Consider the following 20929-nt stretch of genomic DNA (forward strand, 5'->3'; position numbering starts at 1 on the left):
CATATAAATAGTTTTGCATTTTCTAAACGGTTCATTCTTCCCGCTATGATTTTACCTTCCGAGGCCGAAATATCGGTACTCTTCAGATATTCAGGAGAGAAACATATCGCAGAATGTATCAATGAAGAAATAAGACTACGAGAGCTTACAGATGAAGAGCGTGAAAAGCTTATCGAGGCAATTCTAAGGATTGCCAGGTTTGTTTTACTTGGTAACATTCCTCCTTTTCCAGCCTTTAGCGTCTTTGATGTGTTTACATTTGCTGGTGAATTCTTTTTCAAACCACCTGTGCTTTTTAAATACGATTTCTACAAAACACTTTATCATGATGTGTTGAGCCGTGAAAACAGCGAAATAGGTAAGTACATATTTATCGACAAGGAATATCTCAAGAAAGGTCAATATGATAAATACTCAACATTACGCATTTTAGCAAATTTTATTGAGATTTTCGATATCGCCAATAAATATGCAACTATAATTTCAAGAATGCGAGATGGAACTATTAGAGTCGATGAATTGGAGAAAGATAGACTGGATGAGAAAGTTTTATTTGCTTTAGTTTCAGAAATTGAGCAACGATGTGATTCGAGTGCACAGGAGGGAAAAAAGTATTTGGAGATACTTGTCGATACAAGTAGTTATTATCGTTTATTCAAAGACTACGTAGCCAGAATTGACCGGTACCTTGCAGATCGTGGAAGGACTCTACTTTACATCGGCGATGATTTTACAAACATTGCACGACAAATCTTATGGAAAAACCGTGAGAAGTTCTCAACTGTGGAGTTTTCAGAACTTATTAAATGTCTGTATATAAGCTGTAAATTCGACACGATAATCACTGAACTTTTAAAGATTTTTAGAACGCTAAGTCCTTTGGTAGTTGTGGTTAAAGATACTGTGGAGCCTCACTACCTGATACGACGATTCTTAGAAATCTTAAAGCATTCTGAAATAAAGACTGTTGTTTTAGCGTTCAAATCAATCAATCCCGACATGGTGGTCAGTGTACCAACTGCAAATATTACATTACCCGTCTTGCCTTTTGAAGAATTAAAGACGAAGCTTTCGGAGCTTAAAGACGGAGAGGTGCTAATAAGGGCTCTCGGATTAGAATTTTCAAGAGATGATGTGTTACTCTTCAGCAGGGTTACGGGTAAGGATGGAGAAAGTATTTTGAAAAACTTAATGAAAGAAAAAATAGTTCGTTCCGACGATGGTGAATACGTTGTTAACATCGATCCTAAGCTAGGTGACCTGTTATTAGGTGATGAAAAAAGGGAAACAAGCAACGAGTTAAAACAGCTGCACGAAGCAATGGCACAGGAATACAGAAAAATGATAAGTCCCTATAGTCATTCCTCTTTCAAGGCAGCTTGGCACTATCTTTTGGCAGGTAAAGAAATCGCAGCTATTGTGGAATATTTGAGATTTGTTCGAAATGCTATGGATAGATATACTTTTTCACCTTCAGTACTTTCCGATATATTGCAAAGAGCGTATTCAGTTCTTGAAAAAAATGGCAGAACTGATTCTTATGCATTCCATAGGATTAAACTGGAGCTTGAGTACCGCATAGGCGTACGGTTAAATTTCACGAAGGCAAACTTACCAGACAAAATAATTTACGATTACTTAAGAGTACTTGATATCTTTCTTGAAGAAAGATACCATGATTGTATTGAATACGCAGAAAAGATTCTCAAACACCAAAATCTAACAAAGTACAAATTTTTAAAACTTGCTTTAATCAAAGAGAGGGCACACGTTAACTATTACGATAAACTCTCAGACAAGGTAATAAGTGTCGAAGAAATCCAAAAACTGCCTATCTTGAACACAAAGTGGGCTGAATTAAAGGCAGAGTGGTTGTGGCAAATAGGAAACGCTCTAAGTCACACTAATCCTGAAAAGTCAATAAATTACCTGAGGGAAGCCTTGGAAATTTCCAGAGAATACGATTTGAAACATCTTCTTGTGAGAATCCTTAACTCTTTTGGGATATCGTACGACGGTTATTTACTTTCGATTGTTTATTTCAAGGAAGCAATTAGAATCGCCGGAGAGATTGGCTACGTACACTACAATTTATCTCCAAGGATGAACTTGGCTCGTGAACTTTTGTATTTCGGAAGGTTTGGAGAATTACTTAACGAACTCAAGTCGATGGAAGACCTTTCAATTGGATATAGGTCACCTTCTAATACGGCTTTTTTGTATAGACTGTACGGTATGTTTCATTCATATTTGCGCCATTATGAAAAAGGTTGGGAGTACATTAATAAAGCCCTTTTGGTAGAAAAGGAAAATGACTTACCGCACTCTTCTCTTAGGGCTATGATTCTTCACGAAATGCTTTGCGGAAAGAAAGAGAATGCTAGGGAATTGATAGAAAAATATCGGGATGATCCTGCAATCCATACACGAGCGTTTGAATACCTTGTGCGTATGATTATTGCCAGAGACGATGAAGAATTCTTTAGAGCTTGGTCAGAGTATGTAAGCTCTCCATACACACTTCTAAGGGAAGAGATACTTTACTTGTTCACTGACCAAATTTTCAGAGTTGATAAAGGTAAGTTAGAGGAGGAATTAAATAAATGGGATAGTTTTTACACTTCAGAGATGACAAAGCTTTCGCTCCTGTATGTGTTGTTGGCAAAATTAAGATATTACGAGTTGATCCGCAATGAATTAAAATATAATATGACAAAGTTGCGATTGATGAAACTCATAAAACAGTTAGGAATAGAGGATGATTTTAGAGAATTTTTGGACGAAGATTTAGAACCACAGGTGGACAATATACTTACAGGTTACGAGATAATTGAAACGTTGGAGATTCTAAGATCTTTGGATCAGAGAGTCAATTTGGATGAGTTTCTAAGGATTTTCTCAAATATTATCATCAGTATCTTCCGAACACAATCTGTTTTCATTTCAGTGACTGATAAAAGAGTTAATCTTTCATCAACTATTGGCTTCTTACCACAAAACAAACAGACAAATATTGTTAAACTTGATCCGCTTGAGGTTGGCATTTCTGGTAGTATAGACGAATACAGCGAATACATAATTTATTTAGCGGGTAATTTTTCTATTAAAAAAGAATCAGAAGTTGAAGAATTTTGGAACAAATTGACGTTGTTGGATGAACTCTTTTCAAATCAACTCAAAGGAATAATATATAGAGAAAGAGCAATGAGAGATTCTCTAACAGGGCTGTACAATAGATGGAGGTTTACCCAGATCTTAAAAGAATACTTGGAAGAACCACAAGTTAAACTCAAGCAGAAAGAAATCAGTGTGTTCATGGCTGACATAGATGACTTTAAGAAGATCAACGACAATTACGGTCATATGAAAGGAGACGAAGTATTGAGAAATGTTGCAAAGATTTTACAAGAAGAGGTGGAAGGTTTTGGAATTGTAGCTAGATACGGTGGAGAGGAATTTGTTGGGGTGTTGGAAGCGGAAAAGAACAAGTGTTTGGAGGTTTGCGAAAATATCCGGCGCAGGTTGGAAATGGCTTCCGAAAGTATCTTTGGTTTTAGGGTTACTCTCAGCTTTGGTATTTCTTCCTCTCTGGAAAGGTCAACCATTACCGAAATCTTGGGTCTTGCCGATCAGAGATTGTACAAAGCCAAGGAAATGGGAAAGAACAGAGTTTGCATCGAATGAAAAACAAATTAAAACTCTATGCCTACAGGAGGCGTAAAGTACTGTGGAGATATTGGAATATCTAGGGGATACGTACTGGAGTAGTGATTACCTTGTTGAAATAAACGGATACAAAAAAATTGCCAAATTTGTCGATAAGAAATTGATTCACAATCGAGCTGAGGTCATTTTACGTTCAGATTTGGCGCGAAGTATCAGTGGAATTTTGGTTCCAGAAGATTTTTACTTTGAGGAGCGTGAGAGAGATATTTTCGTGTACGATATATCATCTTACAAAACAATTAATCAGATTACTCAAGAACACCTTCAGATAATTGTTCCGCAGTTATTCTCTATTTTAAAAACAGTTTTGCATATTCCAAAGCTTTACATCCCATACATTGGCTTGGATGATATTATAGTAGCGGATGACGAAGTGAGAATCTTTCTTCCTTTGATACAGTCTTTAGAAAGTGTACACCAGATGAGCGAAAGGTGGAAAATTTTCATAGCTCCAGAATTTTACAAGGGTGAGAGCTCAGACAAATCAACGATCTATGTTTTTGGAAAATTGATTTACGAATTAATCAACAACTCTGAAGTTAAAAAAGTAGTTGAACCAATGATAGTAGAAGACGTATCCAAAAGAGAATTCACCGAGGAAATTCCCTTCCACAACGTTCTACCTTCAAAAAAGATACTGACTGTAAGAAGGATAGTGAGAGATGAGGAAAAGGAACTAATAGATTTTATTAGTAATCCTGGAAAAAAGGAAAACTTCATAGGTGTGATAGGTCCTCAGAGAGTTGGTAAAACAACCACAATAGAAAATCTCCAAAACTACTTCAGGCAAAGTGGGATACCTTTTCTCCATGTTATGAATGCTTCAGATTTGATTGCTCAGACGTTGCAAATCTCGTCGGAACGTATACCTGATAGTCTACTGACACGTCTAACTTATTGTTTAGAGAATGTTTGTTCGATCGACACAATCAGCGTAGATGTGGTAGAGGCGTTGAGCTATCTGGATAAAGTTATTATTTTTGTTGATGATTACCACGAAGCCTCTGAGTTATTAAGAGCGTTCCTAAGAAGAATTGCAACATTAGAAACTTCAGGGAAGATAAAAATTTTGGCATTTTCAGTAGAAGATTCGGAGGATTTTGAAGTAAGATTTGAACTCAAACCGTTCACCAAGGATATGATAAGAAGACTTTTGAATGAGTCTTTCTCAAAGGTGGAAAATGAAGATATCCTTGTTGATTGGCTGTACGGAGCCAGTGGAGGACTACCAGGATTGATTGTGGAAAATTTAAGATATCTCTATGAAAATGAAATATTAACAAAAGTTCAAGACCAATTTGTGTGCGATGTAGAAAGGTTGGTGGAACTTAACATCGAAACTGCGTTCGTTGATCGAATACGTAAGTACGAACATGCATCGACAAAGTACCTTGCGATACTGGGACAAAAATTTACACTGGATGAAGTAAAGCATTTGGAAGAATTCTTAGGTATCGAAATAAGCTTACAGGAACTCTTTGAAGATGGCATACTTTACAGGGAATACAGCAAGATACGTTTCACGCTGAGACATTACTGGCAAATTATGCACGAAGCTATTCCCGTGGATGAAAGATTGGAGCTACACAAGAGGTTAGCTGCAATAACCAATGACTTTGAAAAGAAGGCTTGGCATTTAGAATTGTCAGGAAACAAAATATCAGCAGCTGTAGCTTATCTTAAGTATGCCAACGAAATGCTTAATTATTATGCTTCTCCTTCTGTGATACACAGCATTTTACAAAAAGCCAAAAGGTTGATTAATTCACGAGAATCATACGCTTTTCTCAAGCTAACATTGGAATTATTCGAAAGAACAGAAGACAAAACTTATGCAGAGGACATTGAGATTCCGGATAAGAATATATACACTTATCTGAAAGCACGCTACTATTATCTTTTGTACGATTACGATCAAGCAATAGAGATTTTGAAGAACTCAAAAATTGACCTTGGTCCATTTGGTAATTTGAGGCGGGAGTTTCTCTTAATGTCATCCGAAGTAGCGCAATCTTCTAAAAGAAACGAATACTATGAAAGAGTAAAACAGATACTTGAAAATCTTGATGAAACAAATCCCGTGCACGTGAGGTTGATTGTTGATATTTACATCTTCATATCTTTTATAGCGCGCTCCAGTTCTTCGAGAGTTATTGAATACCTTAGAAAGGCTGAGAAACTCGCACTGGACTACAATATTGCTCACAAGCTTCCGTCAATTTACAATAATCTTGCACTCGGTGTTACGAATACAACGATTTCGATGGAGTACCTACAGAGGGCTGTAGAAGTCGCAGAAAGAATAGGACTGCCTGCCCGAAGTTACTTGGCAAGGTTAAATATGCTCTCGCATGCCCTTTACGCTGGCAGAATAAAGGATTTCCTAGTTGGTATGGCGGAACTCATGCCAAAACTTGAAATGTTAGGGCTTAGGGATGAAATCATATTTGCTAATACAATTGAGGCCTTCTATCATTCATATAACTTTGAATTGGAAAATGCACTCGAACACCTCGAATCTGTTGGAAAGCGTTTTGGTGTTGATATGTCTGCGGAAGTTTTGTCGGTGTACTTTCTGTCAAGAAATCTTGACAAGGCAAAAGAGCTTATACCGAAGGTTTTAGAAAGTGAGCAATTTGGAGAGGATACCAAAGAGATTGTAAGAGTTATATCTTCCTTGGAAAGTGGTGAATTCCCAGAAAAATGGAAACGCTACAGGGATTCTGGCGGAAAGTATTTCAGGGAAGAGATGGCAGCAGTTCTTGGCGAAGAACTTGCCAAGAGTGTTCCAGATGCTTTTAAGGAAGAACTTGAGTACTTAGAAACCAATTATGTGCTTGACGGTTCTTTATTGTCCCTTGCTATGGTCTACGAAGGATATGGTCATTACTATAAGGTTCTTGGAAATGAGTACAAATCCAGATCTTATTACTCAAAAGCACTAACATTGTATAAAGACATCGGCATGGAAAACGCGGCTAAATCGTTAAGCAAAATTTACAACATTGAATCTGAAGAGTCTGAGAAGAGGGTTTCTTCAAAGCAATTAATTGCACTCTCTTATGATTTGCTTTCAAGCTTAAAAGCCATAGACCCAAAAACAGAACCAGAAAGACTTCTAAATTTCTTCTCAGCAAAGATATTATCAGTTATACCTGCAAGAACTATTTTACTTAAAGTGTACGATAGCGTTTTAGATAAGGCTTTTGAAACAGCCATAGGTGTTTCTGAAGGGGAAAAACCATCAAAGGAAACCTTTAGTACAATTCCCTTGGAAATTTATCTTATTGATAACGTTGATCAAAGTGCATCATACGAACTTTGGTTGTCAAATCCAAAAGCAAGATTTTCAGAAGACTATAAGAAAGAGCTCTTGCCAATTCTTCAACTGCTCGAATACAGCTTCATTGCTGTTATGAAAGGAACGTTAACATGGCTGAGAAGCTTGATCGATCCGCTTACCAAACTGTACACAAGATACCATTTCAGTGAGTTGCTTGAGCATCACTTTAACAAGGCAGTTTCCGAGAACGGAGAACTATGTGTTGTTATGTGCGACATCGACAATTTTAAGAATATAAATGATACGTACGGGCATCTCACTGGTGACGAAGTATTGAAAGAGGTTGCAAGAATATTACGCGATAACGTCCGTTCAACCGATGTTGTTGCCCGATTCGGTGGAGAGGAATTTGTACTCTTGTTCCCTTCGACTGGTAGAGAAGAAGCGCTTATAGTTGTGGAAAGATTGAGAAGGTTAACAAGGGATATAACTAAATTCCCGTTCAAAATCACGCTGAGTTACGGGGTAGCCGTTTATCCACTCTGTAAGGTTAACAATCCAGAGGAATTAATTCAAAAGGCCGACGTAGCCTTGTACCACGCAAAGAATACCGGTAAGGACAAAATCGTTTTGTATTCGGAGGGAATGACGGGTGGATTGCATGCGTAAAGGTGACGAAAAACAAATTCGAGGTTTTAAAAAGAGGATGATAGAGAAGCTTTGGGATTTAGGTTGCGACCTGTTTTTCAATGAAAACCTTTCTCATCACGTTAGTTTTAGACTCGGTGGAATTGTTCCACTATTTGTAATTCCAAACTCGACAGAAGGATTCTTAGGAGCAATAAAGCTCCTCAAAGAATGCGAAATTCCATTTAGAGTTGTTGGTAAAGGTACGAATATAATCCCAACCGATGATGAAAAGGATTTTGCCGTTATTTCTACAGAAAGGATAGATTTTGTTGAAGTTCGTGATGAGTTTGTAAACGTATCTGCTGGAATGTCGTTCAAGAGTTTGTGTTTATTTGCGCTTGAGCATTCGCTTTCAGGTTTGGAAAACGCCTTTGGGTTGCCAGGTAGTGTCGGCGGGGCAATTTACATGAATGCAGGTTGTTATGGTTGGGAAATGGCACAGAATGTTGTGAGTATCCAAGCATTTGACGGAAGTAGAGTTGTTACTATAAATTCATCGGAAGCAAGATTTGGTTACAGAGACAGTATATTTAAGCACGAAAGATCGCTTATAATAATTTCGGCTGTCCTAAAGTTATCCAAGGGGGACAGAGAGAAAATACACAATCTTATGCTTGATACAATGAAGAAGAGATACGAAAAGCAACCATTAGAGTATCCAAGCGCAGGTAGTGTTTTTAAAAGACCAAGACCGGACTTCTATGTTGGTACGGCTATTGAATCGTTAGGATTAAAAGGTTATCAAATTGGTGGGGCTCAAGTTTCTGAAAAGCACGCAGGATTTATAATTAATAAAGGGAACGCAACTGCTTCCGATGTTCTAAAGTTGATTGAGTTTATCAAAGGCAAAGTCAAGGAGCACTATGGCGTTGATTTGGAAACGGAAGTTGAAATCTGGTAGCAAGCGTTTTACATATAGGATGAGTGGAGGTGCCTGAGAAATGGGGATGAACGAGCTGGTCTGGAAAAAACGAACAAGAGAAGAGGTCGAACATTTTTCCGCTAAGTACAAAGAGTTTATCGAGTATGCGAAAACAGAAAGATTAGCCATTGAGTATTTTGAAAGAGTGCTTTTGGATAATGGTTACATCCCGCTAGAAAAGTATACAGGTAAAGAAGAGAAATTGTTCTACGTAAACCGGGGCAAATCATTGGTTGCGATTAATGGAAAGATTTTGAACGGTATCAATTTTGTTGCTGCACATGTTGATGCTCCAAGGATTGACTTAAAACCAAATCCATTGTATGAAGACTCTGGAATCGCTCTAGCAAAAACGCACTATTATGGTGGCGTGAAAAAATATCAATGGTTAAGTCTACCTCTGGCACTTGTAGGCGTTGTTGTAAAAGAAAACGGTGAAAAGATAAATGTCTGCATAGGTTGTAATGAAAATGATCCTGTGTTGGTCCTTCCCGACCTACTTCCACATTTGGACAAAGAAGACAAAAAAGTAAGCGAACAATTTAAAGCAGAAAGGATGAATGTGGTACTTGGTTCAATTCCACTTGAAGGTGAAGAAAAAGAGCCTGTTAAGAAATATATCCTGAATCTCTTAAAAGAAAAATACAGTATTGAGGAAGAAGATTTCGTAAGTGCAGATTTGGAGCTTGTTCCAGCTTTGAAACCAAGAGATGTAGGAATTGACGGTAGCTTCATCGGAGCGTATGGTCATGATGATAGAATATGTGCATTCGAAGGTGTTATGGCGTTATTACATGCGCAACCAAAGAATAGAGCTATCGGTGTTATATTGTTCGATAGGGAAGAAATCGGTAGCGAAGGAGATGCAGGGGCCCAAGCAAGATTTTACAGGGCGTTCTTGAGAAAAATACTCTCAGTTGACGGATTCAGCGACACTGAGAGAATGCTCGATGAAATTATAGATAAATCAACCGTTCTTTCAGCTGACGTGACTGCCCTTTTTGATCCATCTTACCCGGATGTCCATGACAAACAGAACGTGGCTAAGGCAGGATACGGTGTCGCTTTGGTAAAATATACCGGTAGGGGAGGAAAAAGTGGGGCAAGCGAAGCTCACGCTGAGTTGGTAGGTAAGGTTAGAGGCATTCTTAATAAGAACGGGATATCATGGCAAGTAAGCCTGCTGGGCAAGGTTGATGTTGGAGGCGGAGGAACGGTAGCAAAATTCCTTGCAAAGGAAGGATTTGATACAATTGATATTGGACCAGGGTTAATGAGTATGCATGCACCATTCGAACTTGTTTCAAAAGCTGACCTTTACGAGACCTACCTTGCATTCAAAGTTCTTATCGAAGAACTATAAAAAATGGGGTGGTTCGATGTTTTCAGATAGCACCATTACAGAAAATGAGACAAGAAGAGACTTACCGGCTCATCTTGAGCAACTTTTGAGGACTATCTGTTTTAGAATACGTGTTCAAGGGCGTGAAGCTCTGAAGAACTACAGCATCACTGCCGCACAATTTGACCTACTACAACGGGTTTATTTCAACGGGCCTCAAACAATGACAAAATTAAGCCAGTCTTTGGGTATTGCAAAAAGTACAACCAGTGGCCTTGTAACGAGATTGGTGAGAGATGGTTTCTTGGATAGAAGAAGAGATGAAACAGACAGAAGAGTATTCACAGTAGCTATCACTCCTCTAGGAGAACAGGTGATAAAATCCGTTATAGAAATGAGAGTTAGATATGTGGAAGAGGTTATAAAGCAAATACCTGAAGAAAAAATCACTTTAGTACACAATGCCTTAGATATACTTTATGAAGTTATGAGCCCAAAGCAACACTGAAGAGCAAATTGGCAAGTTCTGGAATGGGAGAGATTCTTCTGGTCGGCGAGATTCGTTCTAAAAAACTATACATTTTTACAATTCTTCTTACATTATTAATGTTTTTATCACAGACCTTATTTTCAATTACAGTCTACGCACCCAAGGGAAGCATGATTTACTTCAATGATCGACTCATGGGGATTGTGCAAAAGGACGCACTGAGTTTTACTGCAGAGTTACCAGGTGTCTTAAAAGTTGTCAAGCCTGGTTATATCCCGTATGAAGAAACAGTCACAGAGGATGCAACGATTACCGTTGAATTGTCATTACCGTCCTTTCTAAATATAAAATTAAACCCCGCCGGTGCAAGGATATTTGTTGATGGTAAAGCAATAAATAGTGATCTTGGTACGGGCATCGCAAGGTTTCAAATAGGCTTCGGAATTCATGAAATTGTGGTACAAGCTCCTGAATATGCAACGAAGACATTAAAGGTAGAAGTCAGCCCATATGAAGAAAAAAATCTTGAAATATCACTAAAAAGAACGGTAACACTCAAGCTAATCTCGGATAAAAGGATTGATAACGTCATCTTCAACGGAGAGACAATAAGCATCCCAACATCACTGGAGGTTACGCCTGGCAAGCACAAGATTTATTTACCAATCAATTTCTTGAAGAATATCCAGGAGTTTGAAGTTCCGTTCGTGGATGAGTATACCTATAAAGTTGATTCTACACAGCTATACAAATTATCTATTGATGGAACTCCAGGTGGAGCGTACGCGTCCATTGCAGGTCAAGTTTTTAAGCTTCCAAACACGCTGCTGCTACCAGAAAGCACTTATGAAGTTCGAATATACTCCGAAGGTTACGAAGAGTATGCAACAAAGGTTGATTTGAGAAAAGATTCCGTGATATTTTATAATCTAAAACCCAAGTCGGAGGTCTCTATTAGAACGTTCAAGGACGAATTAACAGTAGAGTACGATGGATATGAACGAAGTAATGTGGTTTTCAAAACGTGGTTTACCACAATAAAGGACGCAACTGGAAACGTTGTTTGGTATGGCTTTAGTGACGGGACTATTAAGGATACTCCCAAGAGTATTCCTGTAATAATAAGCAAAGACATAGTTTGTGTAATAGATGGTAAGGTGTTTAAGGGGCCTACAATTTTGCAGGTGGCAAGTGGTTCAACAGTGCTTTTGTACGATCAAAGAAAAGGTAACAGCCAAGAGAAATTACAAGTTAACCGCACTACGGTTGTTGATTCTGAAGATAGGGTACTCGTGAACATCTACTCAAAAGATGCATACGAGGTATACTGGGACGATAAATTCGTTGGAACTACGCCCATTTACTTCTTCGTAACAACTGCAGGCAAGCACAAGTTGGTATTTGTGAGAAATGACCTAAAAGTGGACGAAAAAATTGTCGAAACCAAGAAAGGTCATCTCAATGAATTCTGTCCATCATTTTGAGACTTTTCTCTAATCATTGTGTGAGGTGAGAACAATGACTCATTTCATGTACAAAATACTAAATGCTAAAATTACGCTTCTTGTTTCTGTAATCGCGGTAATCTTCATCGTCAGTTATTCCTTTGCTGCCACGATAAAAGATTTGTCTCCATCGGCGGCTGAGTACAAAGCCGTAAGTTTTTTGGTCGAACAAAGAATTATGGATGTAGATTCTAATGGAAATTTTAAACCTTCACTTTTGGTGACAAAACTTGACCTTGCTCGTTATTTGTATGCTCTTATAAACAAGTATGATCTACCAGGCACGCAGGGTGCAAAGTCAGATGTTTTGGAGAAAATTGAATCAAGAATTTCCAATCTTGAAAAACAAATACCCAGCGTTTCCCCAGGGTCATCAACAAATATTTCCGTGTTGCAGAGCGAAGTAAACGAATTGAAAAAAAGACTTGTAGCAGTTGAGAATAGAGTTAGTATTTTAGAGTCCAAGCAAATAGATGCATCGAAAGACCAGCAGGGTTTACTTTCAATTCAGAGCGATATCTCAGCACTGGCCAAAAGGCTAGCGCTTGTTGAAAACAAAATTTCAACAGCTACGCAACCAAAAGACTATAGCAAGGAGATAGAGCAGTTGCAATTAAAGATAGGAACTCTCGAATCGAAAATCAATTCTCTACCACAACCTAAATACTACGACAAAGATATAGAACAACTCACAAAGAAAACTGCTGATATGGAAACGAAAATCAACCAGCTTTCTACTGCTACAACTATCCTTTCGGAAAAACTTTCAAAACTTGAATCAAAATCAGCGGATGATTTGAAAAACTTATCTAATGTCACTATGAACAAAATTACAGAGCTGCAAGGTAATCTAGACAAATCAGTAAGACAATTATCTGAGGAGCTCGAAGCCTTAAAGTCGCGTCTTGGAGTTCTCGAAGAAGTTATTGAAAAAGGTCAAGATTTTTTGCAACGTTTAGAGGCCTTAGATGCTTTAACAGTTATTAACGCGTTTTCCAGTTTAGAAGTTCTTTCGAACCGTTTTGATCAGCTTGAGGCGAAGTACAAAAAGCTTGAAGACAAAATTTCTGAAATTTCCTTGGAGCAAAGGTATATTCTTAACGAATTAGTTTTATCTCAGAGTTCGACGAAAAAATTGTATGCACTAGAGCAAAGAATTTCGCAAGTTGAAGCGACCAATACGAACAATATCAACGAAATCAAAACCATATCATCACAGATGGAAACTCTGAACAACCAACTGTCATCCATCCGCACAATTGCTTACATTAGCTTGTTAGTTTCCATCATCGCAGGAATTCTTGTGATTCTCAAATGAAAGAGAAGGGAATTGATAGTAATTATGATAGGACTTGCTTTACAAGCTGGGGGAGTAAAAGGTTTCTCGCATATAGCGACATTAAAGGTTTTTGAGGAATGTAAAACTAAGCCCGATATTATATCAGGCTCTTCAGCAGGTGCTATAGTTGGTGCATTGTATGCATTGCACAACGATTCGGACGTGGTTTACAAAGCCTTTTCAGATGCTGTTCGAAAATTCCTCAAAAAACAAAAATCAAAACCAGAACCAATAATGAATTTTGAAATGGTTATAAAGGAATCTCTCTACAGTCTTGACGAGTATTACCAGTTTTTTAAAGCTCTCTTTGGAAAAAGGAAGTTTTCCGAGTTGAAAACCAAACTCTTGGTTGTGGCTTTCGATATTGAAAGTTGGAAAAGTTTTATTATAGATGAAGGCTATGTTGTTGACGCGGTGCTTGCAAGTTGTACAGTTCCTGGCGTGTTCGAACCTACGTACATTGCAGGTGTTCGAATGCTTGATGGTGGAGTTCTTTCTCCGGTCCCAACGTTCGAATTAAAGCAATATGGAGTGGATAAAATCGTCGCAAGTATTTTTAAAGAGAGTGTCCCATCATATACAACGCATATGGAGCTTATGCTTACTATTGATGCGATTAAAGAATCGTATATTATACAACATGAACTTAGCATTGCAGACTTTGTATTTAGTTATCCTGTCAATGTCAACTGGCAAGATTTTAATAAGTACGCAGAGGTTTATGAAAATGCTCTAAACGTCGCAAGGAGAGTGAAAGATGAGTTTGAAAATTTCATTAGGCGGTGATATTTTACATTACCTGGGTTCTTTGGGATTGTTGACAGCCCTTGATGAAGAGAAGCTGACAGAAAGTGATGACTTGGAAATACACTGCAGCGGTTTCTCATGCGTACCGTTGATCTTATGGTTTTATCGAAAAAACAGTGCTTATAATAGCCTTTCAAACATGTGGAACGAAGCTTTCAAGTTCTTCAAAGGTGCTTCTGAACCTTCATTAGACAAAATTGGGAAGAACTTACTTCTCTTGTACAAGATTCAGAGAAAGATAGACACCAATTTTTCGAATCAGAAGCTTAGAGAATTTGTTGAAAAGTGGATACCTGATATAGAAATTAATGAGAGTCAAAAAATTAAAATTCATGCTTATAACCTTGAGAAGAGCCAAGACGATATTCTTTTTGGCAATGCAAGAGGAATTTTGATGCGTGCAATTACATATCCTATTGATTTTGCTCCAGTTGATGGGTATATTTCTTCAAGTTGGGTGTTTGGAATTCCCGAAGGGGATGGTATAATATACATTGACTGGTATAATAATTTTGAACCTCGGAAAGCTACCGACTTCCTTCTTATGGCTACCTTTGCCAGAACATCTGCTTTAATTAAGCTTGCAACGTCAAAGGCAAAAGCAACAGCAGTGATTCCTTTTAAATGTTCAGCCAACAACGAATTTAGGTCCATTAGTAATCGCTTCTACCTGGCAGGGAAGGAACTTGCCCAGAAACTCAAGTAAAAGGTTGTTGAAGCCTTAGATAAATTAATACATGCTGGAGGGATATTTATGAAAAGGTTTTTGAAAGTACTCGGCATTTTTGTGCTGCTTATCGCAGTTGTAATTGTTTTGACTTCACAAACTACAGCCACTACAACGACACAGAAAAAGTCCAAAACTGTACGAGTCTCCGCTGACTATGTGGAACCAAAAAGCGATATTATATACTACAAAGGTCGAGTCTTCGTAAATATTGAAGAGGACAAAGTAAGTCTTAAGACAGCTGAGATGTACGTAAAAAAAGTCGGAGATAAATGGAGAACTGTCGACATTCCAACGAAAGTTGAGTTCACATTTGATGGAGGTAGTGCGGTAGCGGAGAAAATGACTTATGACCTGGACAACAGAACAGGAAACCTAACAAATTCGACCGTCACAATCCTTGATACAAAAAGTAATGAGAAAATAATCGTGGTCAGTGATACTCTTAACTTTGATCTTGAGAACGATAAGTATAATGGAACGAAGAAAGGCGGAGTAAATATAACGAAAGGTGCTGTTAAGGCTGTGGCAGATAGGTTTGAATACGACAAAAAGAAAGGAGAGCTTTATCTTTACGGAGCAGTTGTCATAACCGATGATCAAAAGGGTATAAAGATGACCGCTTCTGATGCTGTCATATATACTGAAAAGAACGATATGAAGGCCAACAACGTAAGCATTGAACTGAAAGTCGAATAGTTTGATGTCATTCTTTCCGTAAAATTTTTCAGCAAACATTCAATATGCGATGGGGGATTAGAGTGAAAAGGATAATAATATCCGGACCAACGGCTTCAGGAAAGACCGATTTTGCCATTCAACTTGCAGAACATTTACCTATAGAAGTCATCTCTATGGATTCAAGACAGATATACAAATATATGGACATTGGAACAGCCAAACCGGATCCATATCAGCTTGCTCTAGTAAAACATCATATGATCGATATTATTGAACCAAACGAATATTTCAACGCTTTTCTGTACCAAAAGATGGCGAAAGAGAAAGAAGAAGAAATAAGAAATTCTGGAAAGATACCAATATATGTTGGTGGCACAGGACTTTACATAGATGCATTAGTAAAAGGTTTTTTTGAAGGCGTCTCACGTGATGAAAACATACGTAAGGAGTTAAGCAAACTCAACGAACAGGAACCAGGAATTTTGAGAAAAATGCTCGAAGAATTTGATCCGGAAGCTGCATCAAGAATTCATCCGCAAGACATTAAACGCACCATTAGAGCGTTAGAGGTCTATCTAAAGACAGGTAAGAGAATTTCTGAGCTGCAAACCCAACAGGCAAATTATGAAGACTTCGTACTTATCGTCTTGAATCCAAAGAGAGAGGAGCTTTACGACAGAATAAATCGCCGTGCCGAAAAGATGATTGAGCACGGGCTTATTGAAGAAGTAAAGACACTTATCGAAAGATACGGTAAGAACCTCGATGCTTTCAAAACCATAGGATATAAAGAGATAATAGACTACTTGGATGGAGTGTACAGTTTGGAGTTGGCACTGCATCTAATAAAGCGAAACACACGACATTACGCAAGAAGGCAGATAATATATCTTAGAAGATTTCCAAACGCCATATGGCTGGAACCTGGAAAAGAAGCGTTGGAAAGTGTTCTTAGGATTATCCAAAAAGAGGCCCAATTCTAGATAAGAGAGCGGTTACAGACAGAGGTGGAGTATATGGAAGCGTTGTATAGAAAATATCGACCAACGAGGTTCTCGGAAATAGTCGGACAGGAACATATCAAAAGACTTTTGAAAAATGCTCTTGACAAACGCAGGATTAGTCACGCATACATATTTGCTGGTCCTCGTGGTACTGGAAAAACCACAACTGCGCGGATTCTCGCAAAATCGTTGAACTGTGAAAACAACCAATACAAAGAACCGTGCAACGAATGTGTTTCGTGCAAAGCTATTGACAACGGATCGCATTTGGATGTTATAGAGCTTGATGCCGCTTCAAATAGAGGCATCGACGAGGTTAGAAAAATCAGAGAAGGTGTGAACTTCACACCCGTTATGGGGAAATACAAAGTATACATCATCGACGAGGTTCATATGCTTACAAAGGAAGCTTTTAATGCACTTCTTAAAACATTAGAAGAACCTCCACAGCATGTTGTGTTTATTTTAGCCACGACAAACCCTGAAAAAATACCTCCAACTATCATCTCTCGTTGCCAAGTTTTGGAATTCCGAAACATCTCAAATGACGAGATTAAAAGCCGTCTTAGAGAGATTTGCGAGAAAGAAGGTTACGATGTAACCGATGAGGCACTGGAAAAGGTCGTAAGAAAAGCTGCAGGCGGACTTAGAGATGCACTCTCAATTCTTGAGCAGGTTGTAAGATATTCTGGTGGGGAAGTCACCCCACAGGCTGTTAACGAGGCTTTAGGATTGGTAGGTGACGAAACAATTGATGAGTTTATTGAATCGCTACGTACTGGGGACTTGCAAAGTGTTGAAGATATTATAGACGAAGTTTACGTAGAAAGAGGGGATTTCGACACATTCCTGACACAGGTTATAGAAAAGTTGTTGGAGCAGAAAAACAGTCATGGTATCAAATTGGCTTCTGAGATCTATAAAATACAAAAAGAGTTAAAAACTGCCGAGGAGAAACTCTTACTGGCAAAGGTGTTGATGCTTAATTTAGCAGTAATGCAAAACAAATCTGCTGAAATTCCATTCTCACAACCAACGGCAACGTATTCATCAAAAACTGTAGCTCAAACCAAAAGCTTAGAAACTCCGAAATCCTCGGTTGAGTCAGAAGAAGAAGTTCAGCAGCTGGTTCAAACGACAAGCAATGGTATTAATAAAGGAACTGCAAATGAAACAAAGATGATAGCAGAAGAGAAAGTCAAAGAAAGTGTCGTATCACCAATTGAAAAGCTCGAAAATGGCGGAGAAAGAGATTTGACAAAGAACCAAATTGAGGAGGTTACTCCTACTGAAGGTTCGAAATCCCAAACTCAGCTTAGATTTGTGACAAGCGAAATCTTAGAGGATTTGAAATTGAACGGTGACTTATCGATCTTTGTTGGTCTGTCTCTTGCTACGGTCTATGAACTAGATGACGTTGTAAGAATCGTATTCGATAAATCCAAACAATTCAGCTACGAGGTATTAAAAGAAAAGAAGGATCAAATAGCTCTGCTCTATCAAAAGAAGTCTGGCAAAAACAGAGATGTTGTAATAGAACTTGCAGATGATGACCATGATCCTGTCCTGGAAAAATTGAAGATTCTGCTCACAGATTAACTTAAACGAAAGGGCGTGAGTGGAGAATGGTAGATATATACGAAATTATAAGTAAAGCGAAGAATTCTCGAGCCACAGATGTCCATATATCTGCAGATAACCCTCCAATTATGCGTGTTGATGGATACTTAACAAAGATGCAAGGTTACAAACCTCTTACTCCAAGCGAAGTGAGAGATATTGTAACGCGTCTTTTAGAAGAACATGATATAATGAGCCATAATAAGGAAGTGGATTTCTCTTTCGGTTTTGAAGATGTAAGAATTAGGGCCAACCTCTACTATGAGCGTGGTAATCCTGCTTTGGCTTTGAGGATTATCACAAAGCGTATAAGGACCTTCGAAGAACTTGGACTTCCCACGACCATTAGAGATTTCTGCGATAGAGACACAGGACTAATCATCATAACAGGTCCTACCGGAAGCGGTAAATCCACAACGCTTGCAGCTATGGTTGACTATATTAATTCCAAGTATGCATACCACATAATTACGATAGAAGATCCTATAGAGTACGTTTTCGAAAATAAGAATTCACTGATACATCAGCGTGAAGTAGGGCGAGACACGGAATCATTTGCAGATGGTCTTAAATACGCACTCAGGCAAGATCCGGATATAATTCTTGTTGGTGAAATGAGGGATTTAGAAACAATTTCGTTGGCACTGACAGCCGCTGAGACTGGGCATTTGGTCCTTGCGACTCTTCACACAAACTCTGCAGCAACGGCACCTGAAAGAATTGTTGACGTCTTTCCGGCTCATCAGCAGAAGCAGGTTTCATTGCAGCTTGCAAATACATTAGTAGGCGTTGTTTACCAAAGGCTCGTTCCAAAGAAGACGGTGGGAATGATGCCGGTTGCAGAGATATTGGTAGCAAATGCTGCGGTAAAGAACCTCATAAGAGAAGGAAAGATTCATCAGATAGAGAGCATCATGCAAACCGCTCAGAAACTTGGAAATGTTCTTTTTGATGATGCTCTTCTAAAGGCATATTTTGACAATGCAATAACGAAAGAGACACTTATAGGTTTTGCACGCAATCCTGAGGAGGTGTCTAAGAAAATAGGATGGACAGGAGTTTAATGGAAAGTATCAGGACATGGGTCAAGCAAATGCTGGAAGAACTTGAGAGAAAGATGACGGAAAACTTGGAACTGAAAGAGATGATTAAGATATCGGCCGAGTACACGAATTTCAAAGAAATAGACGAAAAGATAACCGAGTATTTTAATCTGCTAGATGAAAAGGAGCTCTGGAAAGAGGAACCTGGTAGCGAATCCGAGATAGAAAAAATAGACCGTCAATTAGAAAAGGTAGCCAACGATATACTTGCTCAGTTGCTTCCCGAAGATGAATTTAGAGATAGAAATGTGTTCTTGGAAATACGTGCTGGGACAGGAGGAGAAGAAGCTGCTCTCTTTGCAGGTGATTTGTTGAGAATGTACTTAAGATACGCTGAATCAAAAGGATGGGAAACAGAAATACTCGACGAAAGTAAGTCTGATTTAGGTGGTTATAAAGAAGTAGTTGTTAGAATAAAAGGTAAAAACAGTGGTACCTACATGAAGTACGAAAGAGGTGTACACCGAGTTCAAAGAATTCCGGTCACGGAATCTGGCGGTAGAATACACACCTCAACGGCAACTGTGGCTGTTTTACCTGAAATCAAAGATGTAGACATATACATAGACCCCAAGGACCTCAGAATCGACACATACCGTGCATCAGGTGCTGGTGGGCAATATGTAAACAAAACAGAATCTGCAGTTAGAATTACTCATTTGCCTACTGGAATTGTGGTTACCTGCCAGTCAGAAAGGTCACAGCATCAGAACAAAGAAAAAGCAATGATGGTTTTGCGCTCGAAGTTATACGAACTTGCACGTCGTGAGCAAGAGGAAAAAATATCTTCCCAGCGCAAGAACCAAATAGGTACTGGCGAGAGGAGCGAAAAGATACGAACTTACAACTTCCCGCAAAACAGGGTTACGGATCACAGAATTAACTTAACGATATACAATCTTCAGGCTGTTCTTGATGGGAACCTTGACCTTATTATACCAAAATTGATGCAGCATGATATTCAACAACAGCTTAAAGAACTCGGGATTCTTCAGGCAGTGGAGGGATAATGATGCTACACGTGGTAGACCATCCTTTAATCAAACACAAGTTAACGATCATGCGTAAGAAAGAAACAGGACCTAAGGAATTCAGGGAGCTACTAAGGGAGATCACACTTCTGATAACATACGAAGCAACCAGACACATCGAAGTCTACGAAATAGAAGTAGAGACCCCTTTAGAAAAGACCAAAGGTTATTACATAAATGATAAAGACATCGTTGTAATTCCTATTTTGAGAGCGGGGCTTGGAATGGTAGATGGAATTCTCGAATTATTGCCGAATGCATCGGTTGGTCATATCGGAATTTACAGAGATCCCGAAACACTTAGAGCTGTTGATTATTATTTTAAAACTCCTAAATTGCATGACAAAAGTGAAATCTTCATCCTTGACCCAATGCTGGCAACAGGTGTATCTGCTATTGATGCAATTGGAAAAGTGAAAGAACTTGGTGGTAAGAGAATCACTTTCATATCATTAATAGCCTCGCCTGAAGGAGTCAAAGCACTGGAAGAAGCGCACCCTGATGTAGATATTTATACAGCTTCACTCGACAGGGAATTGAATAACCACGGTTACATTCTTCCTGGGCTTGGTGATGCAGGTGACAGACTTTACAGAACGAAGTAAGGACATTTTTTTATAGTAGATATTTCTGGTAATTCTTAATCCGGAGGTGGCCGT

The 20929-nt window shown here is 38.6% G+C and carries 15 protein-coding genes; all 15 read left to right on the forward strand.

Going from position 1 to position 20929, the window contains the following annotated elements; all coding sequences use genetic code 11:
- Positions 1 to 45: 45 nt before the first annotated feature.
- Positions 46 to 3684, forward strand: coding sequence for a tetratricopeptide repeat-containing diguanylate cyclase (locus CBS1_RS02070; protein ID WP_090222596.1), 3639 nt, complete (start codon positions 46 to 48; stop codon positions 3682 to 3684).
- A gap of 43 nt (positions 3685 to 3727) precedes the next feature.
- On the forward strand, positions 3728 to 7678 hold the full coding sequence (locus CBS1_RS02075; RefSeq protein WP_090222597.1) for a diguanylate cyclase: 3951 nt from the start codon (positions 3728 to 3730) through the stop codon (positions 7676 to 7678).
- Entirely contained in the window at positions 7671 to 8600 is a 930-nt protein-coding gene (gene murB, locus CBS1_RS02080) for a UDP-N-acetylmuramate dehydrogenase (protein WP_084384032.1), read from the forward strand. Before CBS1_RS02075 ends, murB begins: the two co-directional genes overlap by 8 nt.
- Before the next feature lie 40 nt (positions 8601 to 8640).
- Positions 8641 to 9984 (forward strand): aminopeptidase, encoded by a 1344-nt coding sequence (locus CBS1_RS02085; RefSeq protein WP_090222599.1) that lies wholly within the window; start codon positions 8641 to 8643, stop codon positions 9982 to 9984.
- Positions 9985 to 10000: 16 nt separating this feature from the next.
- Positions 10001 to 10471 carry a MarR family winged helix-turn-helix transcriptional regulator gene (locus CBS1_RS02090; protein ID WP_052107042.1) on the forward strand — a complete coding sequence of 157 codons (471 nt, stop codon included), beginning with the start codon at positions 10001 to 10003 and terminating at the stop codon, positions 10469 to 10471.
- Positions 10472 to 10656: 185 nt separating this feature from the next.
- A complete protein-coding gene (locus tag CBS1_RS02095) occupies positions 10657 to 11937 on the forward strand; it encodes a PEGA domain-containing protein (protein WP_164969233.1) in 1281 nt (426 codons plus the stop codon).
- Positions 11938 to 11971: 34 nt separating this feature from the next.
- Positions 11972 to 13276, forward strand: coding sequence for an S-layer homology domain-containing protein (locus CBS1_RS02100; RefSeq protein ID WP_090222602.1), 1305 nt, complete (start codon positions 11972 to 11974; stop codon positions 13274 to 13276).
- Between the two features lie 12 nt (positions 13277 to 13288).
- The gene (locus CBS1_RS02105) at positions 13289 to 14083 is read left to right on the forward strand and encodes a patatin-like phospholipase family protein (RefSeq protein ID WP_241685545.1); all 795 of its coding nucleotides are present in this window, start codon (positions 13289 to 13291) and stop codon (positions 14081 to 14083) included.
- Positions 14055 to 14810 (forward strand): hypothetical protein, encoded by a 756-nt coding sequence (locus CBS1_RS02110; protein WP_090222606.1) that lies wholly within the window; start codon positions 14055 to 14057, stop codon positions 14808 to 14810. Before CBS1_RS02105 ends, CBS1_RS02110 begins: the two co-directional genes overlap by 29 nt.
- A gap of 48 nt (positions 14811 to 14858) precedes the next feature.
- The gene (locus tag CBS1_RS02115; RefSeq protein ID WP_090222607.1) at positions 14859 to 15530 is read left to right on the forward strand and encodes an organic solvent tolerance protein OstA; all 672 of its coding nucleotides are present in this window, start codon (positions 14859 to 14861) and stop codon (positions 15528 to 15530) included.
- A 62-nt stretch (positions 15531 to 15592) separates the two neighbouring features.
- Positions 15593 to 16495 carry a tRNA (adenosine(37)-N6)-dimethylallyltransferase MiaA gene (gene miaA / locus CBS1_RS02120; protein ID WP_164969234.1) on the forward strand — a complete coding sequence of 301 codons (903 nt, stop codon included), beginning with the start codon at positions 15593 to 15595 and terminating at the stop codon, positions 16493 to 16495.
- 33 nt (positions 16496 to 16528) lie between these two features.
- Positions 16529 to 18115, forward strand: coding sequence for a DNA polymerase III subunit gamma/tau (gene dnaX, locus CBS1_RS02125; protein ID WP_090222609.1), 1587 nt, complete (start codon positions 16529 to 16531; stop codon positions 18113 to 18115).
- 26 nt (positions 18116 to 18141) lie between these two features.
- Entirely contained in the window at positions 18142 to 19200 is a 1059-nt protein-coding gene (locus CBS1_RS02130) for a type IV pilus twitching motility protein PilT (RefSeq protein ID WP_090222610.1), read from the forward strand.
- Positions 19200 to 20249: a peptide chain release factor 1 gene (gene prfA, locus CBS1_RS02135; RefSeq protein WP_176759492.1), complete on the forward strand. Its 1050-nt coding sequence runs from the start codon at positions 19200 to 19202 to the stop codon at positions 20247 to 20249. The genes CBS1_RS02130 and prfA overlap by 1 nt, the downstream gene beginning before the upstream one ends.
- Positions 20246 to 20875, forward strand: coding sequence for a uracil phosphoribosyltransferase (gene upp / locus CBS1_RS02140; RefSeq protein WP_176759493.1), 630 nt, complete (start codon positions 20246 to 20248; stop codon positions 20873 to 20875). Before prfA ends, upp begins: the two co-directional genes overlap by 4 nt.
- Positions 20876 to 20929 lie beyond the last annotated feature (54 nt).

Origin of the sequence: Fervidobacterium changbaicum (assembly GCF_004117075.1) — a bacterium.
Classification (GTDB): domain Bacteria; phylum Thermotogota; class Thermotogae; order Thermotogales; family Fervidobacteriaceae; genus Fervidobacterium; species Fervidobacterium islandicum.